Raw genomic sequence first — 19,150 nt, 5'->3', positions numbered from 1 at the left:
GGCTCGGGCGTCGGCGGTGGCGCGGGCGCGGCGGCCGGGGCGGGCGGTGGCGCCGGCGCATAGATAGGCGGGCGCCGGGCCTCCGGGCCGCCTTGCAGCGCGTCGGGGTTCCAGGCGGCGAAGCCGGACAGCTCCTCGCGCGGGATAAAGCGGCTGTAGCTGCTGCGGCGCTCCTCGCCGTCGCGGCGTTCGGGCGGCGGCACCTGGCGGGGCGGTTGTCTGGTGGCCATCGCGGGTCAGCCTCAGAGGAACTGGTCGTCGCCGCCGCCGGCCAGCATGATCTGACCCTCGTCGACCAGGCGGCGCACGATCTTGAGCATTTCCTTCTGCTCGCTCTCGACCTCGGAGAGCCGCACCGGGCCGCGCGATTCGAGATCTTCGCGCAGGGTCTCGGCCGCGCGGGTGGACATATTGCGGAAGATCTTCTCGCGCAGCTCGGGCGCCGCGCCCTTGAGCGCCACCACCAGGGATTCGCTCTGCACTTCCTTGAGCACGGCCTGGATGCCCTTGTCGTCGATCTTGTCCAGATCTTCGAAGGTGAACATATTGTCCATGATCTTCTGGGCCAGATCGGCATCGGCCTCGCGGATGTAGTCCAGCACCGAGGCCTCGACCGAGGAGCCCAGCATATTGATGATCTCGGCCGCGGTCTTGACGCCGCCCAGCGAGCTCTTCTTCATGCGCTCGCCGCCGGCCAGCACCTGGCTCATCACCTCGTTGAGGTCCTTCAAGGCCATCGGCTGAATGCCGTCCAGCGTGGCAATGCGCACCAGCACCTCGTTGCGCTGGCGCTCGGTGAAGACGCGCAGCACCGAGCTGGTCTGGTCATAGTCCAGATGGGCCAGGATGGCGGCAATGATCTGCGGATGCTCGTTGCGCAGCAGCTCGGCCACCGAGGCGGCATCCATCCACTTCAGGCTCTCGATGCTGGAGACATCGCCGCCTTGCAGGATGCGGTCCAGCAGCAGATTGGCCTTGTCGTCGCCCAGGGCCTTGCGCAGCACATTGCGCACGTACTCATCGGTGTCGTTGACCAGGGTGCTCTGGGTCTCGGCGACGGCGTCGAAACGGTCCAGCACCTCCTCGACCTTGCTGCGCGGGATCACCTTGAGCTTGGCGATGGTCTCGCCGAGCTTTTGCACTTCCTTGGGTTGCAGGTGCTTGAAGACCTCGGAGGCTTCTTCCTCACCGAGGGACATCAGCAGGATGGCTGCGTCTTCTACGCCTTGATCGTCCATGGGGGTTCTCGTTCGTCAAGTCGTGGCGAGTTCTTCGCCGTTGATCCAGGAGCGCATGATGTTGGCCACCGCCACCGGGTTGTCGCGGGCGAGCTGGCGGGCGCGCTCCAGCTTGTCATTCGAGATCGGGGCTTCCAGGGCCGGCAGGCCGCCCATGCCGGGCAGTTCATGCTGGTCATCGACCATCGCGTTGAGCTGTCCGGCCTCATCGGTCTTGGCTTCGGCCGGCGCTGGGTTGGCGGCGCGGATCGCCGGGCGCACCAGGCCGAACACCGCGATCAGTGCCACCAGCACCAGGGCCAGCGGCACGGCGGCCGTGCGCAGCAGTTCCAGCAGCCAGGGCTGCTTCCACAGCGGCACGTCGACGATCTCGGGCTTGCTGTCCATGAAGGGGGCGCTGACCACCTTGATCGAATCGCCGCGCTCCTGGCTGAAGCCCATGGCCTCGCGCACCAGTTCGTTGAGCTTGGTCAGCTCCTCGGCCGGCACCGGCTGGCTGCTGGTCTTGCCCCTGGCGTCGGTGACCTGGCGGTGGTTGATCACGACGGCGGCGTTCAGGCGCCGCACCGTGCCGGTGGCGTTGCGGGTCACGCGCACGGTCTTGTCGAGTTCGTAGTTGGTGACGGCCTCGCGGCGCGTGCTCTGCTGGCCGTTGCCCGCTCCCTGAGCGGTCTGCAGTGGGGCGGCCTGGCCGTTGATCGGCGCGGTGGCCGGCACCGGCGGCTGGTTGGTGGCCGCGCCCGGCACGCCGGTGGGCAGGGCGGGCGTGGCGTTGATCGATTCCTGGGTCTGGTTGCTGCGCACCGAGGCCTGGGTGTTGGCGCCCTGGTTGGGCTTGTATTCCTCGGCGGTCGATTCGACCTGCGAGAAATCGACATCGGCGGTGATGGTGGCGCGCAGGTTCTCGCGGCCCACCACCGGTTCCAGCAGCTCGTAGATGCGCTTGTTGTAGTTGGCCTCGATCTGCTGCTTGTACTGCAGCTGCTGGCTGTCCAGACCCGAGCCGTTGTCGCCGGCGTTGGACAGCAGGGCGCCGGTATGGTCGAGCACGCTGACGGCCTTGGGGCTCAGCTCGGGCACCGAGGCCGAGACCAGGTGGACGATGCCGGCCACCTGGGCGCGGTCCAAGGTGCGGCCGCCGCGCAGCGTCAGCATCACCGAGGCGCTGGGCTTTTGCTGCTCGCGGAAGAAGCCGTTTTGCTGCGGCATCGCCAGATGCACGCGGGCATCGGCGACGTCGTTTAGCGCGGTGATGGTGCGGGTCAGCTCGCCCTCCAGCGCACGCTGGAAGTTCAGTCGTTCATTGAACTGGGTCTGGCCGATCGAGGTCTTGTCCATCAGCTCGAAGCCGACGGTGCTGCCCTTGGGCAGGCCGGCCGAGGCCAGCTTCATGCGCACGTCATAGACCTGATTGGCCGGCACCAGAATCGTGCCGCCGGGCTCGTGGCGATAAGGCACGTTGAGGGTGGCGAGCTGGGCGATCACCGCACCGCCGTCCTTGTCGGACAGGCCGGTGAAGACCGGGCGATAGTCGCCCTGGCCGCTCCACAAGGTCATCGCCAGCACCACGCCGGCCAGCGCCGCCAGGCCCACGCCCAGGCTCAGCTTGCTGCGCATCGGCAGGGCCGCCATGCGGGCCGCAAATCCGGTCGGTGCAGCGGCCGACGCACCCGACTGCGCCGGATCGGCCAGGGCGGTGGGAGCGGGTGAGGCGAGGGCGTTGTCCATGGGGTGCTGGGTTCTCTGTGCAGTTCTTCACGGTCCGCCGACAGCTGAACCGTTGCCTGCAATTATTCGGATTTGGCCCCTCAAGAAAGCCGCGAACAGGCCGATGAACCGAGCGCAGTTCCCTCCTTAGGAAGGCGCGGGCTTGCGTAGCATTCGCTGCCATGGACCTCAAGCTCAAGCCCTTTGATTTCGCCCAGGCCGCCGCACGCGCCGGCATGGCTGTCAATGGCCAGCCGCTGGCCAAGCCCAAGGCGGTCGGCGGTGCCAGCTTCGGCGACGCGATGGCCCAGGCGATGAAGGGGGTCAGCCAGCAGCAGGCCGAAGCGACGCGGCTGCAGCGCGAGGTCCAGCTGGACAATCCCAATGTCAGCCTGGAAGAGACCATGGTGGCGATGCAGAAGGCCCAGATCGGCTTCCAGGCCACCTTGCAGGTGCGCAACCGCTTGGTCTCGGCCTATTCCGAAGTGATGAATATGCAGGTCTGAGGCCGGCGCAGCGCCCGCCCCGGGCTCAGCAGTCGGCCGGCTTGGGCGCGTCGGGCCCGCAAAGATGGGCGCGGCCCAGCGCATTGAGCTGGACCTGCAGGCTGTGCTTCTTGCGCGTCTTCAGCTCGATGCTGCCGGCGCGCAGCGCCCGGCCCAGGCCGGGCTGCAATTCCAGCGTATCGGCGCGGCCCAGTTCCACCAGCGGATAGTCCCTGGCCTCGCCGCGGCCGACGCTGCAGGCCGGCGCGCCGCCGTGGCCCTCTTTCTGAGCCTCGCTCTGACAATCGCAGGGCGCGTCGCGGCTGACGCCCCAGCACCAGGCAGGGCCACTGCCACGGCTGCTGACGAAGACGCTGCGCCCGCTGCGCAAGGCCTCCTCGCGCGCGGTGCGCAGATCCAGCGCCAGATGGGCGCCGGCGGCGCGCAGCTGCTGACGCGCCAGCATGCTGCCGTAGCTGGGCACGGCCACGGCCGCGACGATGCCCAGCACCGCGATCACGATGGCCGCCTCCAGCAACGTGAAGCCATGACAGCGGCGGCGGACTTGCATCGGGCGCGTCTCAGGGCTTTTTCAGCAGCCGCTGGCGTTTCTGGGTCTGGTCGATATAGAGCTGCAGCGCGCGCTCGGCGCCGCTGGGCAGGGTGCCGAAGGCGCAGCCCAGGCGCAGACCAGGGCTGATGCCCTGGGCGTCGGGGCTGCAGGGGCCGACATGCTGCAGGTGCAGCGTGGTCTCGAAATGGACATCGCCATCGAGTTCGACGCGGGCGGCGTTCAGGCTGAGGCCGGCCTGCAGCGGCGGCACATCGGCCGGCAGCAGAAGGGCCAGGCCGCTGACGCTGAGGTCCAGCACGCGCAGGCGCAGCGCCATCTCGGGCTCATGCGGATGTGGCACCAGCACGCGCGGGTAGCTGTGGCCCAGCGGCTCGACGCGAAAGGCCTGGCGGCGCTGGAAGCGGTAGAGCTCGGCCGGCCAGGGCGCGCGCAAGGTGCTCAGCGCGGCGCCTTGCACCAGCACCAGGGCATCGAGTTCGAACTCGAGCCGGATATTGTCCAAATAGGCCACCGCGACCAGCTCGGCGCTGTCGAGCAGGGCCTGCAACTGCTGCAGCGGGCCGGGCTCGACCTCGAAGCCCAGGCTGTGGTGCTCGACATCGACGCTGCACAGCTGGGTCAGCAGGCTGGCGCCGGCCGGCGTGCTCAGCTGCAGGCGCACCTGGCGGTCCAGCAAACGGCGCAGCCAGGCCTCGATCTCGGGCCTGGCTGCGATGCGAAAGTCGTCCAGTGGTCGGGTCGTCATGCGAAGCAGGGTTCAAGGCCCGCAAGCCTCGGGCTTGTTCAGTGCACCATCTTGCTCTTGCCGCTGAGCACCAGGTCCAGGTCTTCCAGCCAGGGTTCGGCCAGGTGCCGGATCTCGGCATCGTTGAGCAGGATGCGCTGCATGATCCGGGTCTTCAGCTGGCTCTCCTCGGGCGGCAGCTGCTCCTGCGAGGCGGCGCGCTTGAGTTGCGAGATCAGCAGCACGCAAGCGCCTTCGAGCTTGACGACCTGGTCCCAATTGCCCGAGCGGGCGGCCGACAGCATGTCGGCACTGGCTTGCTCAATGGCTTCGTAATAGCTCAGCAGGTGGGTGTTCATGGTGATACCTATCATTCGCGGGCTGTGAGGTGGCGGCGGCTCAGCGGCTGTCGGCCTGGGGGGCGATGGCCAGCCATGCTTCGCGCAGGGGTTCGATGACTTTTCGGCAGTCCTCCAGCGCATTGACATCGGAGTGCAGATTGGCTTCGGTCAGGCGGTGGATCACATAGCCATAGAGGTCGGACAGATCGGCCGCCAGGCTGCCGCCTTGCTGCAGGTCCAGCGCGCTCTTCAGGCCCTCGTCGACGATGCGCACCGCGCGCCCGATGGCACGGCACTTCAGCTCGACATTGCCCGAGGCGATCGCGCCGCGGGCCTGGGCCATCGCTTCCATCAGGCCGTCAAACAGCATCACCACCAGGCGGTGCGGCGAAGCGGCTTCCAGGCCCGTCTGCACGCCGGTCTGGCGGTAGAAGTTGCTCGCCATGCTGTTGTGCGTGCGGGCCGGTTCGAAGAAGGTGGCGATGGCGTTCATGATGTGATGAGGGCCGGTTGGATGCTGCTATGTAGTCCTTATCGGCCATCCCCGGCGCCGACTTGAGCCTCAGGATGTGACAGATTCGCCTTGTTACACCGGGATTGCAGGGACCAGAACGACGCATGCCCGCGGGCGGCGGGCATGGGCGGGCGGAGCAGGGGGGTCTCAGGAGGATTTGTTCCAGTTCGCGACCTGCTGGTTGATGTAGTTCTGCAGCGAGCTCAGGCCGGCCATGCGGTTGTCCAGCGCCTGGTACTGCTTGTTGAGCCGGTCGGTGGTCCGCGCGATACGGTCCTCGGCCTTGTCCTGCTCTTTCTCGTTGAGTTTGAGCTTCTGGTTCAAGCCTTCGGTGCGGCTGCTCAGCGAGCCCTTGCTGCCGGTCAGCCCGGTCGTAAAGTCGGCCAGCCGCTTGGCCATGCCGGTGATCTTGGCGTCGGCATCGCCGGCAAACAGCTTGCCGAGTTTGCCGGGGTCGGCAATGGCCTTGTCCAGCGCGGCGATGTCCAGCGTGATCGTGCCGTCGGTCGGCGCTGCGGAATCCTTGCTGGTCATGCTGAGGAAGTTGAACTGGCCGGCGCCGGTGTCGCGCAGGATGTTGCGCATCTGGTTGCGCAGGTTCAGCACCGTGCTGTCGCCCTGCAGCGCGCCGCCGATCTTCGCCTTCTCGTCGTACTTGGTCTGCTCGACCAGAAAGCTGTTCAGCGCGTTGTAGGCGGTGACGAAGTCCTGCACCACCTTCTTCTGCGCCGCGCCGTCATTGGCGACATTGATCGTTGCCGGCGTCGTCGTCAGCGCCGAGACGGTGAAGCTGACATTCTCGATCGCGCCGCTGAAGGTGTTGGACTCGGACACCACATCCAGGCCGTTGACGGTGGCCAGCGCGTTCTTGGCCGCCACCGTCTGTTGCATCGTCGTGTTGCCGGTGTCGGGGCTGTAGCTCAGGGCCCCCAGGCCGGTGGCCAGCGGTGCGTCGGCCAGATCGGTGGCGGTGATGCGCAGCGCGCTCACTTCGCCGGTGGCGTCGCTGCGTATGGTCAGGCGCGAACCGCTGGCGTCCTTGACGATGCTGGCCGTGACGCCGGACTTGGCGTCATTGATGGCCTTGCGCACGTCCTCCAGGGTCGTGCCCGCGGCGCTGAACTCGAGGTTGATCGTCTTGGCGCCGTCCTTGGGCGTGAAGCTCGGGTTCGCGGGGGCGACCTGGTCGGTGTACTTGCCCAGCTCGATCTTCAGCTTGCCGCTGCCCAGCACCGCAGCGCCGGTGGCATAGGCGCCGGAGGCCAGGCTGTGGGCGCTGGCCAGCTGGGTCACGTTGACGCTGTAGCTGCCCGAGCTGGCGCCGGCGCTGGCGGTGGCGGACAGGGCGGTCGGATTGCTGCTGCCGGCCGAGGTCTGGCCCCATAGCGAGGCCTTGGCCATCGCATTGGCGGCCGAGGTCACGCCGGACAGCAGGCTTTGCACCTTGCCATAGGTCGAGATCTGGGTCTGGATGAAGGTGGCCGAGGTCTGCAGGTTTTGCAGCGGTTTCTTCTCCAACGCGACCAGCTTGTCGATGATGTCGGCAACCTGCAGTCCGCTGCCTATGCCTGTTGATGAAATGCCCATGTCCGTATCCTTGGAGCCGTGATCTGTTGTCGGTCATTGGAGCCAATAACTGAAGGCCCGTTACGTTTGCATGCAACGGGCCTCGCCAGCGGGGAAGGGAGGGCGCTTAGCCTTGCAGCAGCCGCAGCACCTGCTGCGGCAGCTGGTTGGCCTGGGCCACCATCGCGGTGCCGGCCTGCTGCAGGATCTGGGCGCGCGAGAGGTTGGCAGTTTCCTGCGCAAAGTCGGCGTCCATGATGCGACCGCGGGCGGCCGACACGTTCTCGCTCTGGATCTGGATATTGGCGACCGCCGTCTCGAAGCGGCTTTGCACCGCGCCGAGCTGGGCGCGCGCGCCATTGACCTGGTCGAGCGCGCTGTCGATCTTCATGATCGCCTTCCACACGCCGACCTCGGTCTCGATGCTCAGGCTGTCGATGCCGATCTCCGGGTTGACCGCCGGCGGCACGATCAGGCCGCCGTCGCCAGCGTCCACACCGGTGGTCGCCGTCGTGAAGCCGGCCAGCGTGACCACGCCGGGCAGGCCGGTGGTCGTGTCGATGCGGGAGGACATCATCGTGATCTTGAAGGCGCCAGCCACGGCCGGGTCTTCCACCAGATAGGCGGAGATGCCGGTGTCGGTGGTCTTGCGGTTGATCGCCTCGATGACCTCGCCCAGGCGCTCCTTCTCGGAGTCGGACGCCGGGATCGTGCCGATATCGATCGGCGTGACGCTGGGCGCTACCGTGATGGTCAGCGGGCCGGGATTGGCGGCGCCGGGGATGGCGGCCAGATTGGGGCCGGTGATCTGCGTGCCATCGAAGGAGGCGGCGGTATTGCCTTCCGCGTACTGGACCGTCGAGATGGCGGCGGTGGTCGTGTTGGCCAGGCTGCCGATCGTGATGCCGTCACCCGAGTTGGCGCCGATCTGGAAAGTCGCAGCGGTGAAGGACCCGTCCAGCAGGCGCTTGCCGTTGAACGAGGTCTGCTTCGAGACGCGGTCGATTTCGTCGCGCAGCTGCACCACTTCGGCATGCAGGGCCTTGCGGTCGTCCGGGCTGTTGGTCGCGTTGGCCGATTGCACGGCCAGCTCGCGCATGCGCTGCAGCATGTCGCCGACCTTGCCGAGCGCACCTTCGCCGGTCTGCGCCAGCGAGATGCCGTCATTGGCATTGCGGGCCGCGACATTGAGGCCGCGCACCTGGGTGTTCATGCGCTCGGCAATCGCGAGACCGGCCGCATCGTCCTTGGCACTGTTGACGCGCAGGCCCGAGGACAGGCGCTGCATCGAGGTGGCCAGAGAACTCTGGCTGTTGTTCAGGTTTCGTTGCGCGTTCAGCGAAACGATATTGGTATTGATGGTTTGAGGCATCGCGGCTCTCCTACTGAAATCGATGATTCCGGCTTGGAGCCGGCGTACCTACTCGGTAGCTGCATTCTTCGGCAGAACTTAAATGCCGGAAGACTCGATAAGCAGGGTGTTCGATGCCTTATTCGATGCCGTCAATGAAGAGCCCCGGCGCGTGGCCGGGGCTTGGTTGGAGGGCTTGACCGAGCGCTTGCGCGCCCGGCGCCTACCCGATCAGCGCAGCAGCGACAGCACTTGCTGCGGCAGCTGGTTGGCCTGGGCCACCATCGCGGTGCCGGCCTGCTGCAGGATCTGCGTGCGCGACAGATTGGAGGTTTCCGTCGCGAAGTCGGCGTCCATGATGCGGCCACGAGCGGCAGCGGTGTTCTCGCTCTGGATCATGATGTTGCCGACCGCGCTCTCGAAGCGGCTTTGCACGGCGCCCAGCTTGGCACGGGCGCTGTTGACCTGGTCCAGCGCGCTGTCGAGCTGCTTCATTGCGACCCAGGAGTCCTTTTCGGTTTCCACCGAGATGTCGTCGATGCCGACCTCATTCTGCTGGGCGGTCTGGGCCATATCGGCCACGGCCATGCCGGTGTCGGCGGCGGTGAAGCCGGCGAACGTGATGGCTTGCGGAGCGGGCGGCGTGGCGGCATCCAGCTTGGAGCTGACCACTTCCAGGCGCATCGTGCCATCGGCGTTCTCGGTCGCGAAGGCCGAGACGCCGGTGTCGGCCGTCTTGCGGTTGATCGCCTCGATGACCTGGCCGAAACGCTCCTTGCCCGAGCCGGCGGCCTCGATCTCGCCGAGGTCGATCGCGGTGGCGGTGCCGACCTGGATGGTCAGCGTGCCGGCGGCGATCTCGGCGTTATAGCCGGTCACCGTGGCATCGGCCACATTCACCGCACCGGTGGTGCCGGCCGCCGTCGTGGCCGAGTTGTCGCCGTAGGTGATGTTGGACAGGCCGGCGGCGGTGGTGTTGGTCAGGCTGCCGATCGTGATGTTCTGGCCCGAGTCGGAACCAACCTGGAAGTTGGCCGAACCGAAGGAGCCGTCGAGCAGCTTGCGGCCGTTGAACGAGGTGTTCTTGGCGACGCGGTCGATTTCATCGCGCAGCTGCGTGACTTCGGCCTGCAGGGCCTTGCGGTTATCGGAGCTGTTGGTCGCGTTGGCCGACTGCACGGCCAGTTCACGCATGCGCTGCATCATGTCGCCGACCTTGCCCAGCGCGCCTTCAGCGGTCTGGGCCAGCGAGATGCCGTCATTGGCATTGCGGGCCGCGACGTTCAGGCCGCGGGTCTGGGCGCTCATGCGCTCGGCGATCGCCAGGCCGGCGGCATCGTCCTTGGCGCTGTTGACGCGCAGACCAGACGACAGACGCTGCATCGAGGTGGCCAGCGAGTTTTGCGAGGAAGACAGATTGCGCTGGGCGTTCAGCGAAACCGAGTTGGTATTGACAGACATTGCCATGATCGATCTCCAAAGTGTTACAGATGCTCCCGGCAGACGCCGGCTCTTGCCTCGGGGCTCGCCATCGGGTGAGGGCGGTCCCCGTGTCTGCGGCAAGCCGCAGACTGCGTCCGGCGGCAGCTAGTCGATGAAGACTGAGAGGTCGTCTGAGTTGATCCACTCAAAATCCACCGGTCGGCTGTTCCGGACCACGGAGCCGAAGCTTCGATTCCGTTGGGATGTTTATCGATCTGGCCTGACAGAACTTTAGGCATGTTTCACACGCTGTTACGTGGGGCAGGCGCTCGCCGGAACAAAACGGTAATTCTTGGTCTGCAGCAGGCTTGTAGGAATTTGCCTGACACGGCTCTGCTCGGAAGAGAGACGCAACGCGCGGATTTGGCCTGATGTTGGGCCCCTGTTCCGGTCTTCACAATCCGTTTCACGTTGGAACCAAACCGAAACAACAGGAGTGCCAGATGAACGCAGACCAAATCCTCGCCGAGATCCGTGAAGCGAATCTGTCCTACCTGATGCTGGCGCAAAGCCTGATCCGTAGCGACCGTGAGCAGGCCCTGTACCGCCTGGGCATCTCGGAAGAGACCGCCACCCTGATCGGCACGCTGAGCCCGGCTCAGATGATGAAGATCGCCTCGGGCAACACCTTGCTGTGCCGCTTCCGCATGGACGACGACATGGTCTGGGGTCTGCTGACCAGCCACGGCAAGACCGCCGCCAACGACCAGGTCTCCCGCCTGCATGCCAGCATCCTGATGGCAGGCCGCCACCAAGAAGCCGCCTGACTGTTGACCCCCGGTCATGCGGGGCCGCTTGGGAGCGGCCCGGTGCTGGCCCCGCGAAATACTGAACACCGATCGAGAGTGACCATCATGCGCCAGAAAAGCATCCTGACCGAAGCCCGCCAGATCGAACGTGCGGTGACCCTGATCAACCTGGGCGCGCGCCTGCAGGTGCTGGAGTCGGAGACCGATCTGAGCTATGAGCGCCTGCTGCGCCTGTACAAGGAAGTCTCGGGCAAGTCGCCGTCCAAGGGCCAGCTGCCCTTCTCGACCGACTGGTTCATGACCTGGCAGCCCAATATCCACGCCTCGCTGTTTCTCAACATCCACGAGTACCTGAACAAGGTCGCCGAGATGGATGAGATCGACACCGTCATCAAGGCCTTCCAGCTCTACCGCGAGCAGACCCAGGCCCAGGGCCTGGAGGAGCAGCTCTCGGTGACGCGCGCCTGGCGCCTGGTGAAGTTCATCGACAACGGCATGCTGACGATGACCAAGTGCAGCAAGTGCGGCGGCCACTTCGTGACCCACCCGCACGAGATCGCCCGTCACTATGTCTGCGGCCTGTGCAACCCACCGGCCCGCGCCGGCAAGGGCAAGGCGCAGGGCGGCATCCATATGCATTGAGACCTGTGGTGCCCGCCTCGGCCATGCCTTTCCCTATGGCCGCGCTGCACCGCGCCTGGCCCTTGCCGGCCCTGCTGAGCTGGGGCGGCGCCTGGCTGCTGTTTCTCGCACTGGTTCGCCTCGGCCTGGGGCCGCTGCCCGCCGCGCTGGGGGCAGGTCTTGCCGGCCTGCTGCTGGCGCTGACACAGTCCAGTCGCTGGCGTCGCGTGATGGTGGCGCTGGGCTTTCCTCTTTCTCTATTGATCAGCGGCGCGGCGTCCGGCCTGCCCGCCTGGGCCTGGTTGCTTCCGCTGCTCCTGCTGGCCCTGGCCTATCCGCAGCGGCTCTGGCGCGATGCGCCGCTCTATCCCACGCCGCCGGGCGCCCTACAAGCCCTGGCCGAGATCGCGCCGCTGCGCGCTGGTGCGCGCGTGCTCGACGCCGGTTGCGGCCTGGGTCACGGCCTGCGCGAGCTGCGCCGGGTCTACCCGCTGGCCCGCATCGAAGGGGTGGAGTGGAGCGCTTTGCTGGCCCGTCTGGCGGCCTGGCGGTGTCCCTGGGCACGGGTGCGGCGCGGCGATATGTGGGCCGATGACTGGCGCGCCTACGATCTGATCTATCTGTTCCAGCGCCCCGAGTCGATGCCGCAGGCCCTGGCCAAGATGCGCGAGCAGCTGCGCCCCAAGGCCTGGCTGGTCAGTCTTGATTTCGAGCTGCCGGCGCTGCCGGCGCGGGCCTGCATCGAGCTGGGCGGGCGGCACCGCTTATGGGTCTATGCGAGCAGCATCGCTCAAGAGCGCGCCGCCGACGCCGATATGACTGGCAACTGAGGGCCGGGCCGACAAGCCCGAACCCGCCGCAAGCGAATACAAAACGGAATCCATCCATGTTTGTCATCATTGGCTGGGTGCTGGCCATGGCCTGCATCTTCGGGGTCTTCATTGCTCACGGTGGCAATATCGGCGTGGTGCTGAAGGCCCTGCCGTTCGAGATGACGACCATCTTCGGTGCGGCCATCGGCGCGATGCTGGCGACCAATCCGCCCAAGGTCATGAAGGCCACGATGAAAGGCCTGGGTGCCTGCTTCAAGGGCAGCAAGTACACCAAGGCCCGCTATATGGAGCTGCTGGCCCTGCTCTACGACATCCTGCAGAAGGCCCGCAAGGAGGGCCTGATGTCGATCGAGAAGGATGTCGAAGATCCGCACAGCTCGCCGCTGTTCCAGAAATACCCGGTGGTCGGCAACGATCACCATGTGGCCGAGTTCATCACCGACTATCTGCGCATGATGGTCTCGGGCAATCTGAACGCCCATGAGATCGAGTCGCTGATGGACAACGAGATCGACACCCACCATCACGAGGCCTTCATGGCCGTGCAGGCCATCCAGCGCCTGGCCGGCGGCCTGCCGGCTTTCGGCATCGTCGCGGCCGTGCTGGGCGTGGTCAACACCATGGGCTCGGTCGGCCAGCCGCCGGCGGTGCTGGGCGGCATGATCGGCTCGGCCCTGGTCGGCACCTTCCTGGGGATTCTGCTGGCCTATGCCTTTGCCGAGCCGCTGGCCGGGCTGCTGGAGAACAAGGTCGACGAGGACGGCAAGGAGCTGCAGTGCATCAAGACCACCTTGCTGGCCTCGATGCAGGGCTACGCGCCCCAGGTTGCTATCGAATTCGGACGCAAGGTGCTGTACTCTACGGAACGCCCAACCTTTGCCGAACTCGAAGGCCATGTGAAGAAGAAGTGAGGGTAGACGGTCATGGCAGGTGACGCCAAAAAGCTCCAGCCCATCATCATCAAGCGCGTCAAGAAGGGCGGTCACGCCTCGCATGGCGGCGCCTGGAAGATCGCCTACGCCGATTTCGTGACGGCCATGATGGCCTTCTTCCTCCTGATGTGGCTGCTGGGCTCGACCACCGAGGGCGATAAAAAGGGCATCTCCGACTACTTCTCGTCGCCGCTGAAGGTGGCGATGCTGGGTGGCTCGGGCTCGGGCGACTCTTCCCATGTGATACGTGGCGGCGGCCAGGACCTGACGCGCCAGACCGGCCAGGTCAAGGCCGGCGAGGTCGAGGCCCAGCGCCGCGCCGTCAATCTGCGCGCGCTCAAGGAAGAGCAGCGCAAGGCCGAGCGCACCCGGCTGCAGCAGCTCAAGGCCAAGGTCGAGGAGGTGCTGGCCGACAACCCGCGCCTGGCCGCGCTGGGCGGCCAGATCCGCCTGGACATGACCCGCGAGGGTCTGCGCATCCAGATCGTCGACGAGGGCAACCGCCCGATGTTCGACAGCGGCAGCGCGATCGTGAAGCCCTATATGCGTGAACTCCTGCGCGAACTCGGTGAGGTTCTGACCGAAGTGCCGAATCGCCTGACGCTGGAGGGCCATACTGACGCCCAGCCATTTTCTTCCGGGGATCGCGGCTACAGCAATTGGGAGCTATCCAGCGACCGCGCCAACGCCTCGCGCCGCGAGCTGGTGGCCGGTGGTCTGCCCGAGGCACGCATGCTGAGGGTGCAGGGCCTGGCCTCCAGCAAGCTGCTCGATGCCAAGGACCCCGCCAGCCCCGCGAACCGCCGCATCAGCATCATCGTGATGAACCGTGACGCCGAGGATGCGGTGCTGAAGAATTTGCCCGAGATTGAAGATGAGGAGCCGGCGGCAGCGTCCGAAAANTGACGCCGAGGATGCGGTGCTGAAGAATTTGCCCGAGATTGAAGATGAGGAGCCGGCGGCAGCGTCCGAAAACGCGGCGAGCCAGCCCTCAAGTCCTGCCCCCACAAGCCGATAAGACCCTCTAGACCTGCGAGGAAAGCCATGAGCACTGACATGAAATTCTTGGTTGTTGACGATTTCTCCACCATGCGCCGCATCGTGCGCGGGCTGCTGAAGGAGATCGGCTACAACAATTGTGAGGAAGCCGAGGACGGGGTCGAGGCCCTGAACATGCTCAAGCAGGCCAAGTACGACTTTGTCGTCAGCGACATCAATATGCCCAATATGACGGGTTTCGAGTTGCTGAAGGCCATCAAGGAAGATCCCAACCTGAAGCACCTGCCGGTGTTGATGGTGACGGCCGAGGCCCGCAAGGAAGACATCGTGCTGGCCGCCCAGACCGGCGCGGCCGGCTATATCGTCAAGCCCTTCACCAAGGCCACGCTGGAAGAAAAAGTCCAGAAGATCATGCAGAAACTGGCCGCTGCGGCCTGAGGCGGGAGATCACCATGAAGATGGAAGAACTCGCCAAACTGGGCAGTGGCACCGACCCGCTGATGGTCTCGCCCGAGGTGTTCCAGCAGCTCGGCACCATCACCCGGGTGCTGCACGACACGATGCAGCAGCTGGGCGTGATGCCCAAGCTGCAGACCGCCACCGACGGCCTGCCCGATGCGCGCAGCCGCCTGACCTATATCGCCAGCAAGACCGCCGAGGCCGCCAACAAGGTGCTGAACTCGGTCGATCAGGCCAAGGCCGAACACGCCCGCATCACCCAGGCGGCCAATGAAATGGCCAGGGCCATCACGGCCGACCCGGTCAAGGCCGTGGCCAGCGGCGCGGTGTTCAATTTCGTCAAGCAGGTCGAGGCCTCGACCGGCCATATCGACCAGCACCTGACCGACATCATGATGGCCCAGGACTTCCATGACCTGACCGGCCAGGTGGTCGCCAAGGTCGTGACCCTGGCCAATGATCTGGAAGACAGCCTGGTCAAGCTGCTGGTGCAGGTGGTGCCGCCCGAGCAGCGCGAGAAGGTCGACGCCAGCATCCTGCAAGGCCCGGTCGTGAACCCGGAAGGCCGCACCGATGTGGTGACCAACCAGGGCGAGGTCGACGACCTGCTGGCCAGCCTGGGCTTCTAGTCCGCAGCCGGCCCCCTCCGCCCCGAACCCGCCAAAACCCGCCTTCCGAGGCGGGTTTGTCGTTTCTCGGGGCCGGATCACCGCCGGTTTCCCCCCCCTTATCCGGCTTAAGTTCGCGGCCTTGGCGGCCAACAATGGCGCAGCGCTCATCGGAGCGCCTCATCCGCCATGGCCGACCAAGACGCACAAGACAAGAACTTACCGGCCTCAGCCAAGAAGATCCAGCGATCTCGGGCCGAGGGCCAGGTGCCGCGTTCGCGCGATCTGGGCCATTTCGCCGTCATCCTGACCGGCGGCGCGCTGCTGGCGGCCGGCGGGCCCGAGGGCGTGGCCTGGCTGCAGCAGCTGATGGATGTCAGCCTGCGCTTTGACGCCGAGCTGCTGGCCAAGCCCGGTGTGATGACCGAGCGCTTTCTAGAAATCGGCCTGCGCGGCCTGCTGCTGAGCCTGGGCGTGGGTCTGTGCCTGAGCCTGGTCGCGGTGCTCAGCAGCCTGGCGCTGGGCGGCTGGAACTTCACGATGACGGCCGTCGCCCCCAAATTCTCCAATCTCAATCCGCTGACCGGCATCGCCCGGCTGTTCCAGTGGCAGGGCCTGGGCCAGGCGCTGAAGGCCTGTGCGCTGGCCCTGGTGCTGGCGCTGATCGCCGGCCTGGTGATGAAGAACCGAATCGCCAACTACGTCGGCATCATGTCGGTGCCGCTGCCGGCCGCGCTGGCCTATGCCGGTGATCAGCTGATGGGCGGCCTGGCCTTTCTGGGCCTGGGCCTTGCGCTGTTCGCCGTCATCGACGTGCCGCTGCAGTACCAGCTCTATATGAAGCGCCTGAAGATGTCGCGCGAAGAGGTCAAGCAAGAGTTCAAGGAGCTCGAGGGCAACCAGGAAGTGAAGTCGCGCATGCGCGCCAAGATGCGCGAGATGGCCAAGCGCCGCATGCTGGCCGCCGTGCCGACGGCCGATCTGGTCGTGATGAACCCGACTCACTATGCGGTTGCGCTCAAGTACGAGGAGGGCAAGATGGCCGCCCCCCAGGTTGTGGCCAAGGGCGCCGACCTGCTGGCGATGAAGATCCGCGACCTGGCCAAAGACGCCAAGGTGCCGGTGCTGCAGTCGCCGATGCTGGCGCGCGCCCTCTATGCCCATGCCGAGCTGGACCGCGAGATCCCGGCCGCGCTGTTCGCCGCAGTGGCCCAGGTGCTGGCCTATGTTTACCAGCTGCGCGCGGCCCTGGCCGGGCGAGGCGTGGCGCCGGCCATGCCCGATCCGGTCGTGCCGCCCGAGCTGGACCCCCACAACAAACCCGCCGCCCAGCGCAGCGGCGCCCCTGAGGACGACGAGCAATGAACGCGCTGATGGCCCGACTGCAAACCTTGCTGGGCCCGCGAGCCGGCATCGTCGCCGCGCTGGGCGCGCCGATGGCGGTGCTGCTGATCCTGTCGATGATGGTGCTGCCGCTGCCGCCCTTCATCCTGGATCTGCTGTTCACCTTCAATATCGCGATGGCCGTGATGGTGATGATGGTGGCCGCCAATATGGTCAAGCCGCTGGACTTCGCGGCCTTTCCGACCGTGCTGCTGCTGACCACCTTGCTGCGCCTGTCGCTGAACGTGGCCTCGACCCGGGTCGTGCTGCTGGAGGGCCATACCGGCCCGGGCGCGGCCGGCAAGGTGATCGAGTCTTTCGGTCATTTCCTGATCGGCGGCAATTTCGCGGTCGGCCTGATCGTGTTCGCGATCCTGGTGGTGATCAACTTCATCGTCGTGACCAAGGGCGCGGAGCGCATCGCCGAGGTCGGCGCACGCTTCACCCTCGATGCGATGCCCGGCAAGCAGATGGCTGTGGACGCCGACCTGAATGCCGGCCTGATCAACGAGGCCGAGGCCAAGCGCCGACGCGCCGAGCTGGGCGACGAGGCCGACTTCTTCGGCTCGATGGACGGTGCCAGCAAATTCGTTCGCGGCGACGCGATCGCCGGCATCCTGATCCTCGTGATCAACATCATCGGCGGCTTCATCATCGGCGTGGCCCAGCATGGCCTCTCGGCCGGCCAGGCGGCCGACGCCTATGTGCTGCTGGCGGTCGGCGATGCGCTGGTTGCCCAGATCCCGGCGCTGCTGATCTCGGTCGCGGCGGCCATGGTGGTGTCGCGCGTCGGCTCGGAGAAGGACATCGGCAGCCAGATCGGCCGTCAGGTCTTCGGCTCGGCCAAGTCCCTGGCCGTCACGGCCGGCGTGATCGGCGCGCTGGGCCTGATCCCCGGCATGCCGCATCTGGTCTTCCTGATGATCGCCAGCGGCCTGGGCTATCTGGCCTGGTGGCTGCGCACCCGGGACCAGGCGCAGGCCAAGACCGCCGCAGCGGCCGCCGCCAAACCCTCCGCCGCTGCGGCCGCCGCCGAGCCCAATGCCGAGGCCAGCTGGGACGATCTGGTGCCCATCGACACGCTGGGCCTGGAGGTCGGCTACCGACTGATCACCTTGGTGGACAAGAACCGCGAGGGCGATCTGCTCAGCCGCATCAAGGGCGTGCGGCGCAAGTTTGCCCAGGATGTGGGCTTTCTGCCGCCGCCGGTGCATATCCGCGACAACCTCGAGCTGCGCCCCAGCCAGTACCGGCTGACCCTGCGCGGCGCCGTGGTCGGTGAGGCCGAGGCCTTCCCTGGCATGTGGTTGGCGATCAATCCTGGGCATGCCAGCCAGAAGCTGATCGGCACCCAGACCACCGATCCGGCATTCGGCCTGCCGGCCACCTGGATCGAGGACCGCCAGCGCGAAATGGCCCAAATGGCGGGATTTACCGTGGTTGATTGCTCGACCGTGATTGCCACCCATCTTTCACACTTGATGCAAGTCCACGCGGCCAAGCTGCTGGGCCGAGTGGAGACCCAGCAACTGGTGGATCACCTCACTAAGCAAGCCCCGCAACTGATCGAAGACGTGATACCCAAGATGGTCGGCATCTCATCCCTGCAACGAGTTCTCCAGCTGCTGCTGGAGGAGGGCGTGCACATCCGCGATATGCGCTCCATCGTCGAGTCCATCGCGGAAAACGCCGCCACCGTCGCCGACCCGGCCGAGCTGGCCCGCCGCATCCGCACCCATATCGCCCCGGCCATCGTGCAGCAGATCTATGGCCCGGTGAAGGAGCTGGACGTGATCGCGCTGGAGCCCGAGCTGGAGCGCCTGGTCACGCAAGCCCTGAATTCGCCCCACGGCGCCGCGCTGGACCCCGGTGTCGCCGACACCCTGGCCCGCAGCGCCGCCGAGACCGCCCAGGCCCAGGAGGACCGTGGTGTGCCGGCCTGCCTGCTGGTGCCCGACCTGATCCGCGCCCCGATGGCACGCCTGCTGCGCCGCGCTGCGCCGCGCCTGAAGGTGCTGGGCCATAGCGAAATTCCTGAAACTCATTCGATCCGGATCGGTTCGGTCATTGGAGGCACAGCATGAATGTGAAACGCTTCACCGCCCGTTCCGCCCGCGAGGCCATGGCCCTGGTGCGCCAGGCCTTTGGCGATGACGCCGTCGTGCTGTCCAACAAGCCTTGCAAGGAAGGCGTCGAGGTGCTGGCGATGGCCCCCGAGGGCATGTCGCAGATCGAGAAGGTGGCCGCCACGGCACCCAAGGTCAGCGCGCCCAGCCGTGTGCAGGCCCGCCCCAAGGAGGCCCCGCTGAGCGAGCGCGCCGCGCGCCAGGCGCCGGTGCTGTTCGGCGACGCCGGCGTCAATGCCGATGTGCAGGCGCTGGCGATGAGCACGCTGTCCTTCCAGGACTATGTGCGCGAGCGCATGCTCAAGCGCCGCCATGCCGAGCTCAACGGCGGCCGCACCGAACCCAGCATGGACATGATGCCGGCCGAGCCGGAGCTGCCCCCCGAGGGTGTGGCCTCGCTGGTGGCCGCCCGCCAGCAGCGCGCCCAGGCAGCGCTGCAAGCGATGGCGCCGCGCCAG

The 19,150-nt window shown here is 66.3% G+C and carries 19 protein-coding genes and 2 pseudogenes; 11 read left to right on the top strand and 10 right to left on the bottom strand.

The window, feature by feature from the left end:
- The 3 genes and pseudogenes from PO768_RS22380 to fliF all read right to left on the bottom strand — a co-directional run.
- Positions 1-230 (bottom strand): annotated as a pseudogene (locus tag PO768_RS22380) (hypothetical protein); the annotation flags it as partial.
- A gap of 12 nt (positions 231-242) precedes the next feature.
- Entirely contained in the window at positions 243-1,238 is a 996-nt protein-coding gene (gene fliG, locus PO768_RS22375) for a flagellar motor switch protein FliG (RefSeq protein ID WP_137943294.1), read from the bottom strand.
- A 15-nt stretch (positions 1,239-1,253) separates the two neighbouring features.
- Complete coding sequence (fliF, locus tag PO768_RS22370; protein WP_272647816.1) at positions 1,254-2,966, bottom strand: flagellar basal-body MS-ring/collar protein FliF; 1,713 nt, start codon at positions 2,964-2,966, stop codon at positions 1,254-1,256.
- 161 nt (positions 2,967-3,127) lie between these two features.
- On the opposite strand from fliF, the gene fliE reads away from it, so the two are divergent.
- The gene (fliE, locus tag PO768_RS22365; RefSeq protein ID WP_266007079.1) at positions 3,128-3,451 is read left to right on the top strand and encodes a flagellar hook-basal body complex protein FliE; all 324 of its coding nucleotides are present in this window, start codon (positions 3,128-3,130) and stop codon (positions 3,449-3,451) included.
- Positions 3,452-3,476: 25 nt separating this feature from the next.
- On the opposite strand, the gene PO768_RS22360 is transcribed toward fliE, so the two are convergent.
- The 7 genes from PO768_RS22360 to PO768_RS22330 all read right to left on the bottom strand — a co-directional run bounded on the left by PO768_RS22360 (position 3,477) and on the right by PO768_RS22330 (position 9,967).
- A complete protein-coding gene (locus PO768_RS22360) occupies positions 3,477-4,001 on the bottom strand; it encodes a GspH/FimT family pseudopilin (protein ID WP_272647815.1) in 525 nt (174 codons plus the stop codon).
- A gap of 10 nt (positions 4,002-4,011) precedes the next feature.
- Positions 4,012-4,749 (bottom strand): flagellar brake protein, encoded by a 738-nt coding sequence (locus PO768_RS22355; protein ID WP_137943292.1) that lies wholly within the window; start codon positions 4,747-4,749, stop codon positions 4,012-4,014.
- Between the two features lie 38 nt (positions 4,750-4,787).
- Positions 4,788-5,087, bottom strand: coding sequence for a flagellar protein FliT (locus tag PO768_RS22350; protein WP_137943291.1), 300 nt, complete (start codon positions 5,085-5,087; stop codon positions 4,788-4,790).
- A gap of 40 nt (positions 5,088-5,127) precedes the next feature.
- Positions 5,128-5,562, bottom strand: a complete 435-nt coding sequence (gene fliS, locus PO768_RS22345; protein WP_272647814.1) for a flagellar export chaperone FliS — start codon at positions 5,560-5,562, stop codon at positions 5,128-5,130.
- A gap of 168 nt (positions 5,563-5,730) precedes the next feature.
- Positions 5,731-7,170, bottom strand: coding sequence for a flagellar filament capping protein FliD (fliD, locus tag PO768_RS22340; RefSeq protein WP_272647813.1), 1,440 nt, complete (start codon positions 7,168-7,170; stop codon positions 5,731-5,733).
- A 106-nt stretch (positions 7,171-7,276) separates the two neighbouring features.
- Positions 7,277-8,521 (bottom strand): flagellin, encoded by a 1,245-nt coding sequence (locus tag PO768_RS22335; protein ID WP_272647812.1) that lies wholly within the window; start codon positions 8,519-8,521, stop codon positions 7,277-7,279.
- Between the two features lie 210 nt (positions 8,522-8,731).
- On the bottom strand, positions 8,732-9,967 hold the full coding sequence (locus PO768_RS22330; protein WP_272647811.1) for a flagellin: 1,236 nt from the start codon (positions 9,965-9,967) through the stop codon (positions 8,732-8,734).
- A gap of 458 nt (positions 9,968-10,425) precedes the next feature.
- On the opposite strand from PO768_RS22330, the gene flhD reads away from it, so the two are divergent.
- From flhD to PO768_RS22280, 10 genes and pseudogenes are all read left to right on the top strand, one after another.
- Positions 10,426-10,749: a flagellar transcriptional regulator FlhD gene (gene flhD / locus PO768_RS22325; RefSeq protein WP_137943286.1), complete on the top strand. Its 324-nt coding sequence runs from the start codon at positions 10,426-10,428 to the stop codon at positions 10,747-10,749.
- An 87-nt stretch (positions 10,750-10,836) separates the two neighbouring features.
- The gene (gene flhC, locus PO768_RS22320) at positions 10,837-11,373 is read left to right on the top strand and encodes a flagellar transcriptional regulator FlhC (RefSeq protein WP_171018277.1); all 537 of its coding nucleotides are present in this window, start codon (positions 10,837-10,839) and stop codon (positions 11,371-11,373) included.
- Positions 11,374-11,381: 8 nt separating this feature from the next.
- A complete protein-coding gene (locus tag PO768_RS22315) occupies positions 11,382-12,182 on the top strand; it encodes a class I SAM-dependent methyltransferase (protein ID WP_272647810.1) in 801 nt (266 codons plus the stop codon).
- A gap of 56 nt (positions 12,183-12,238) precedes the next feature.
- Entirely contained in the window at positions 12,239-13,096 is an 858-nt protein-coding gene (gene motA / locus PO768_RS22310) for a flagellar motor stator protein MotA (RefSeq protein WP_262973878.1), read from the top strand.
- A gap of 12 nt (positions 13,097-13,108) precedes the next feature.
- On the top strand, positions 13,109-14,023 hold the full coding sequence (gene motB / locus PO768_RS22305; RefSeq protein ID WP_272647809.1) for a flagellar motor protein MotB: 915 nt from the start codon (positions 13,109-13,111) through the stop codon (positions 14,021-14,023).
- A gap of 138 nt (positions 14,024-14,161) precedes the next feature.
- Entirely contained in the window at positions 14,162-14,554 is a 393-nt protein-coding gene (gene cheY / locus PO768_RS22300; protein WP_137943282.1) for a chemotaxis response regulator CheY, read from the top strand.
- A 14-nt stretch (positions 14,555-14,568) separates the two neighbouring features.
- Positions 14,569-15,204: a protein phosphatase CheZ gene (locus PO768_RS22295; protein ID WP_272647808.1), complete on the top strand. Its 636-nt coding sequence runs from the start codon at positions 14,569-14,571 to the stop codon at positions 15,202-15,204.
- Positions 15,205-15,372: 168 nt separating this feature from the next.
- The gene (locus PO768_RS22290; protein WP_272647807.1) at positions 15,373-16,548 is read left to right on the top strand and encodes an EscU/YscU/HrcU family type III secretion system export apparatus switch protein; all 1,176 of its coding nucleotides are present in this window, start codon (positions 15,373-15,375) and stop codon (positions 16,546-16,548) included.
- Positions 16,549-16,556: 8 nt separating this feature from the next.
- Positions 16,557-18,650, top strand: coding sequence for a flagellar biosynthesis protein FlhA (gene flhA, locus PO768_RS22285; RefSeq protein WP_272647806.1), 2,094 nt, complete (start codon positions 16,557-16,559; stop codon positions 18,648-18,650).
- Positions 18,647-19,150, top strand: a pseudogene (locus PO768_RS22280) (flagellar biosynthesis protein FlhF); the annotation flags it as partial. The gene flhA and the pseudogene PO768_RS22280, both read left to right, overlap by 4 nt.

Source organism: Paucibacter sp. XJ19-41 (assembly GCF_028462495.1).
Lineage (GTDB): Bacteria > Pseudomonadota > Gammaproteobacteria > Burkholderiales > Burkholderiaceae_C > Roseateles_E.
This window is presented reverse-complemented; position numbering and strand designations above follow the sequence as displayed.

Excerpts from the sequence above, each read along its gene's own strand:
- fliG (WP_137943294.1), bottom strand. The coding sequence starts at position 1,238 with ATGGACGATCAAGGCGTAGAAGACGCAGCCATCCTGCTGATGTCCCTC.
- fliF (WP_272647816.1), bottom strand. The coding sequence starts at position 2,966 with ATGGACAACGCCCTCGCCTCACCCGCTCCCACCGCCCTGGCCGATCCG.
- fliE (WP_266007079.1), top strand. The coding sequence starts at position 3,128 with ATGGACCTCAAGCTCAAGCCCTTTGATTTCGCCCAGGCCGCCGCACGC.
- PO768_RS22360 (WP_272647815.1), bottom strand. The coding sequence starts at position 4,001 with ATGCAAGTCCGCCGCCGCTGTCATGGCTTCACGTTGCTGGAGGCGGCC.
- PO768_RS22355 (WP_137943292.1), bottom strand. The coding sequence starts at position 4,749 with ATGACGACCCGACCACTGGACGACTTTCGCATCGCAGCCAGGCCCGAG.
- PO768_RS22350 (WP_137943291.1), bottom strand. The coding sequence starts at position 5,087 with ATGAACACCCACCTGCTGAGCTATTACGAAGCCATTGAGCAAGCCAGT.
- fliS (WP_272647814.1), bottom strand. The coding sequence starts at position 5,562 with ATGAACGCCATCGCCACCTTCTTCGAACCGGCCCGCACGCACAACAGC.
- fliD (WP_272647813.1), bottom strand. The coding sequence starts at position 7,170 with ATGGGCATTTCATCAACAGGCATAGGCAGCGGACTGCAGGTTGCCGAC.
- PO768_RS22335 (WP_272647812.1), bottom strand. The coding sequence starts at position 8,521 with ATGCCTCAAACCATCAATACCAATATCGTTTCGCTGAACGCGCAACGA.
- PO768_RS22330 (WP_272647811.1), bottom strand. The coding sequence starts at position 9,967 with ATGGCAATGTCTGTCAATACCAACTCGGTTTCGCTGAACGCCCAGCGC.
- flhD (WP_137943286.1), top strand. The coding sequence starts at position 10,426 with ATGAACGCAGACCAAATCCTCGCCGAGATCCGTGAAGCGAATCTGTCC.
- flhC (WP_171018277.1), top strand. The coding sequence starts at position 10,837 with ATGCGCCAGAAAAGCATCCTGACCGAAGCCCGCCAGATCGAACGTGCG.
- motA (WP_262973878.1), top strand. The coding sequence starts at position 12,239 with ATGTTTGTCATCATTGGCTGGGTGCTGGCCATGGCCTGCATCTTCGGG.
- cheY (WP_137943282.1), top strand. The coding sequence starts at position 14,162 with ATGAGCACTGACATGAAATTCTTGGTTGTTGACGATTTCTCCACCATG.
- PO768_RS22295 (WP_272647808.1), top strand. The coding sequence starts at position 14,569 with ATGAAGATGGAAGAACTCGCCAAACTGGGCAGTGGCACCGACCCGCTG.
- PO768_RS22290 (WP_272647807.1), top strand. The coding sequence starts at position 15,373 with ATGGCCGACCAAGACGCACAAGACAAGAACTTACCGGCCTCAGCCAAG.
- flhA (WP_272647806.1), top strand. The coding sequence starts at position 16,557 with ATGGCCCGACTGCAAACCTTGCTGGGCCCGCGAGCCGGCATCGTCGCC.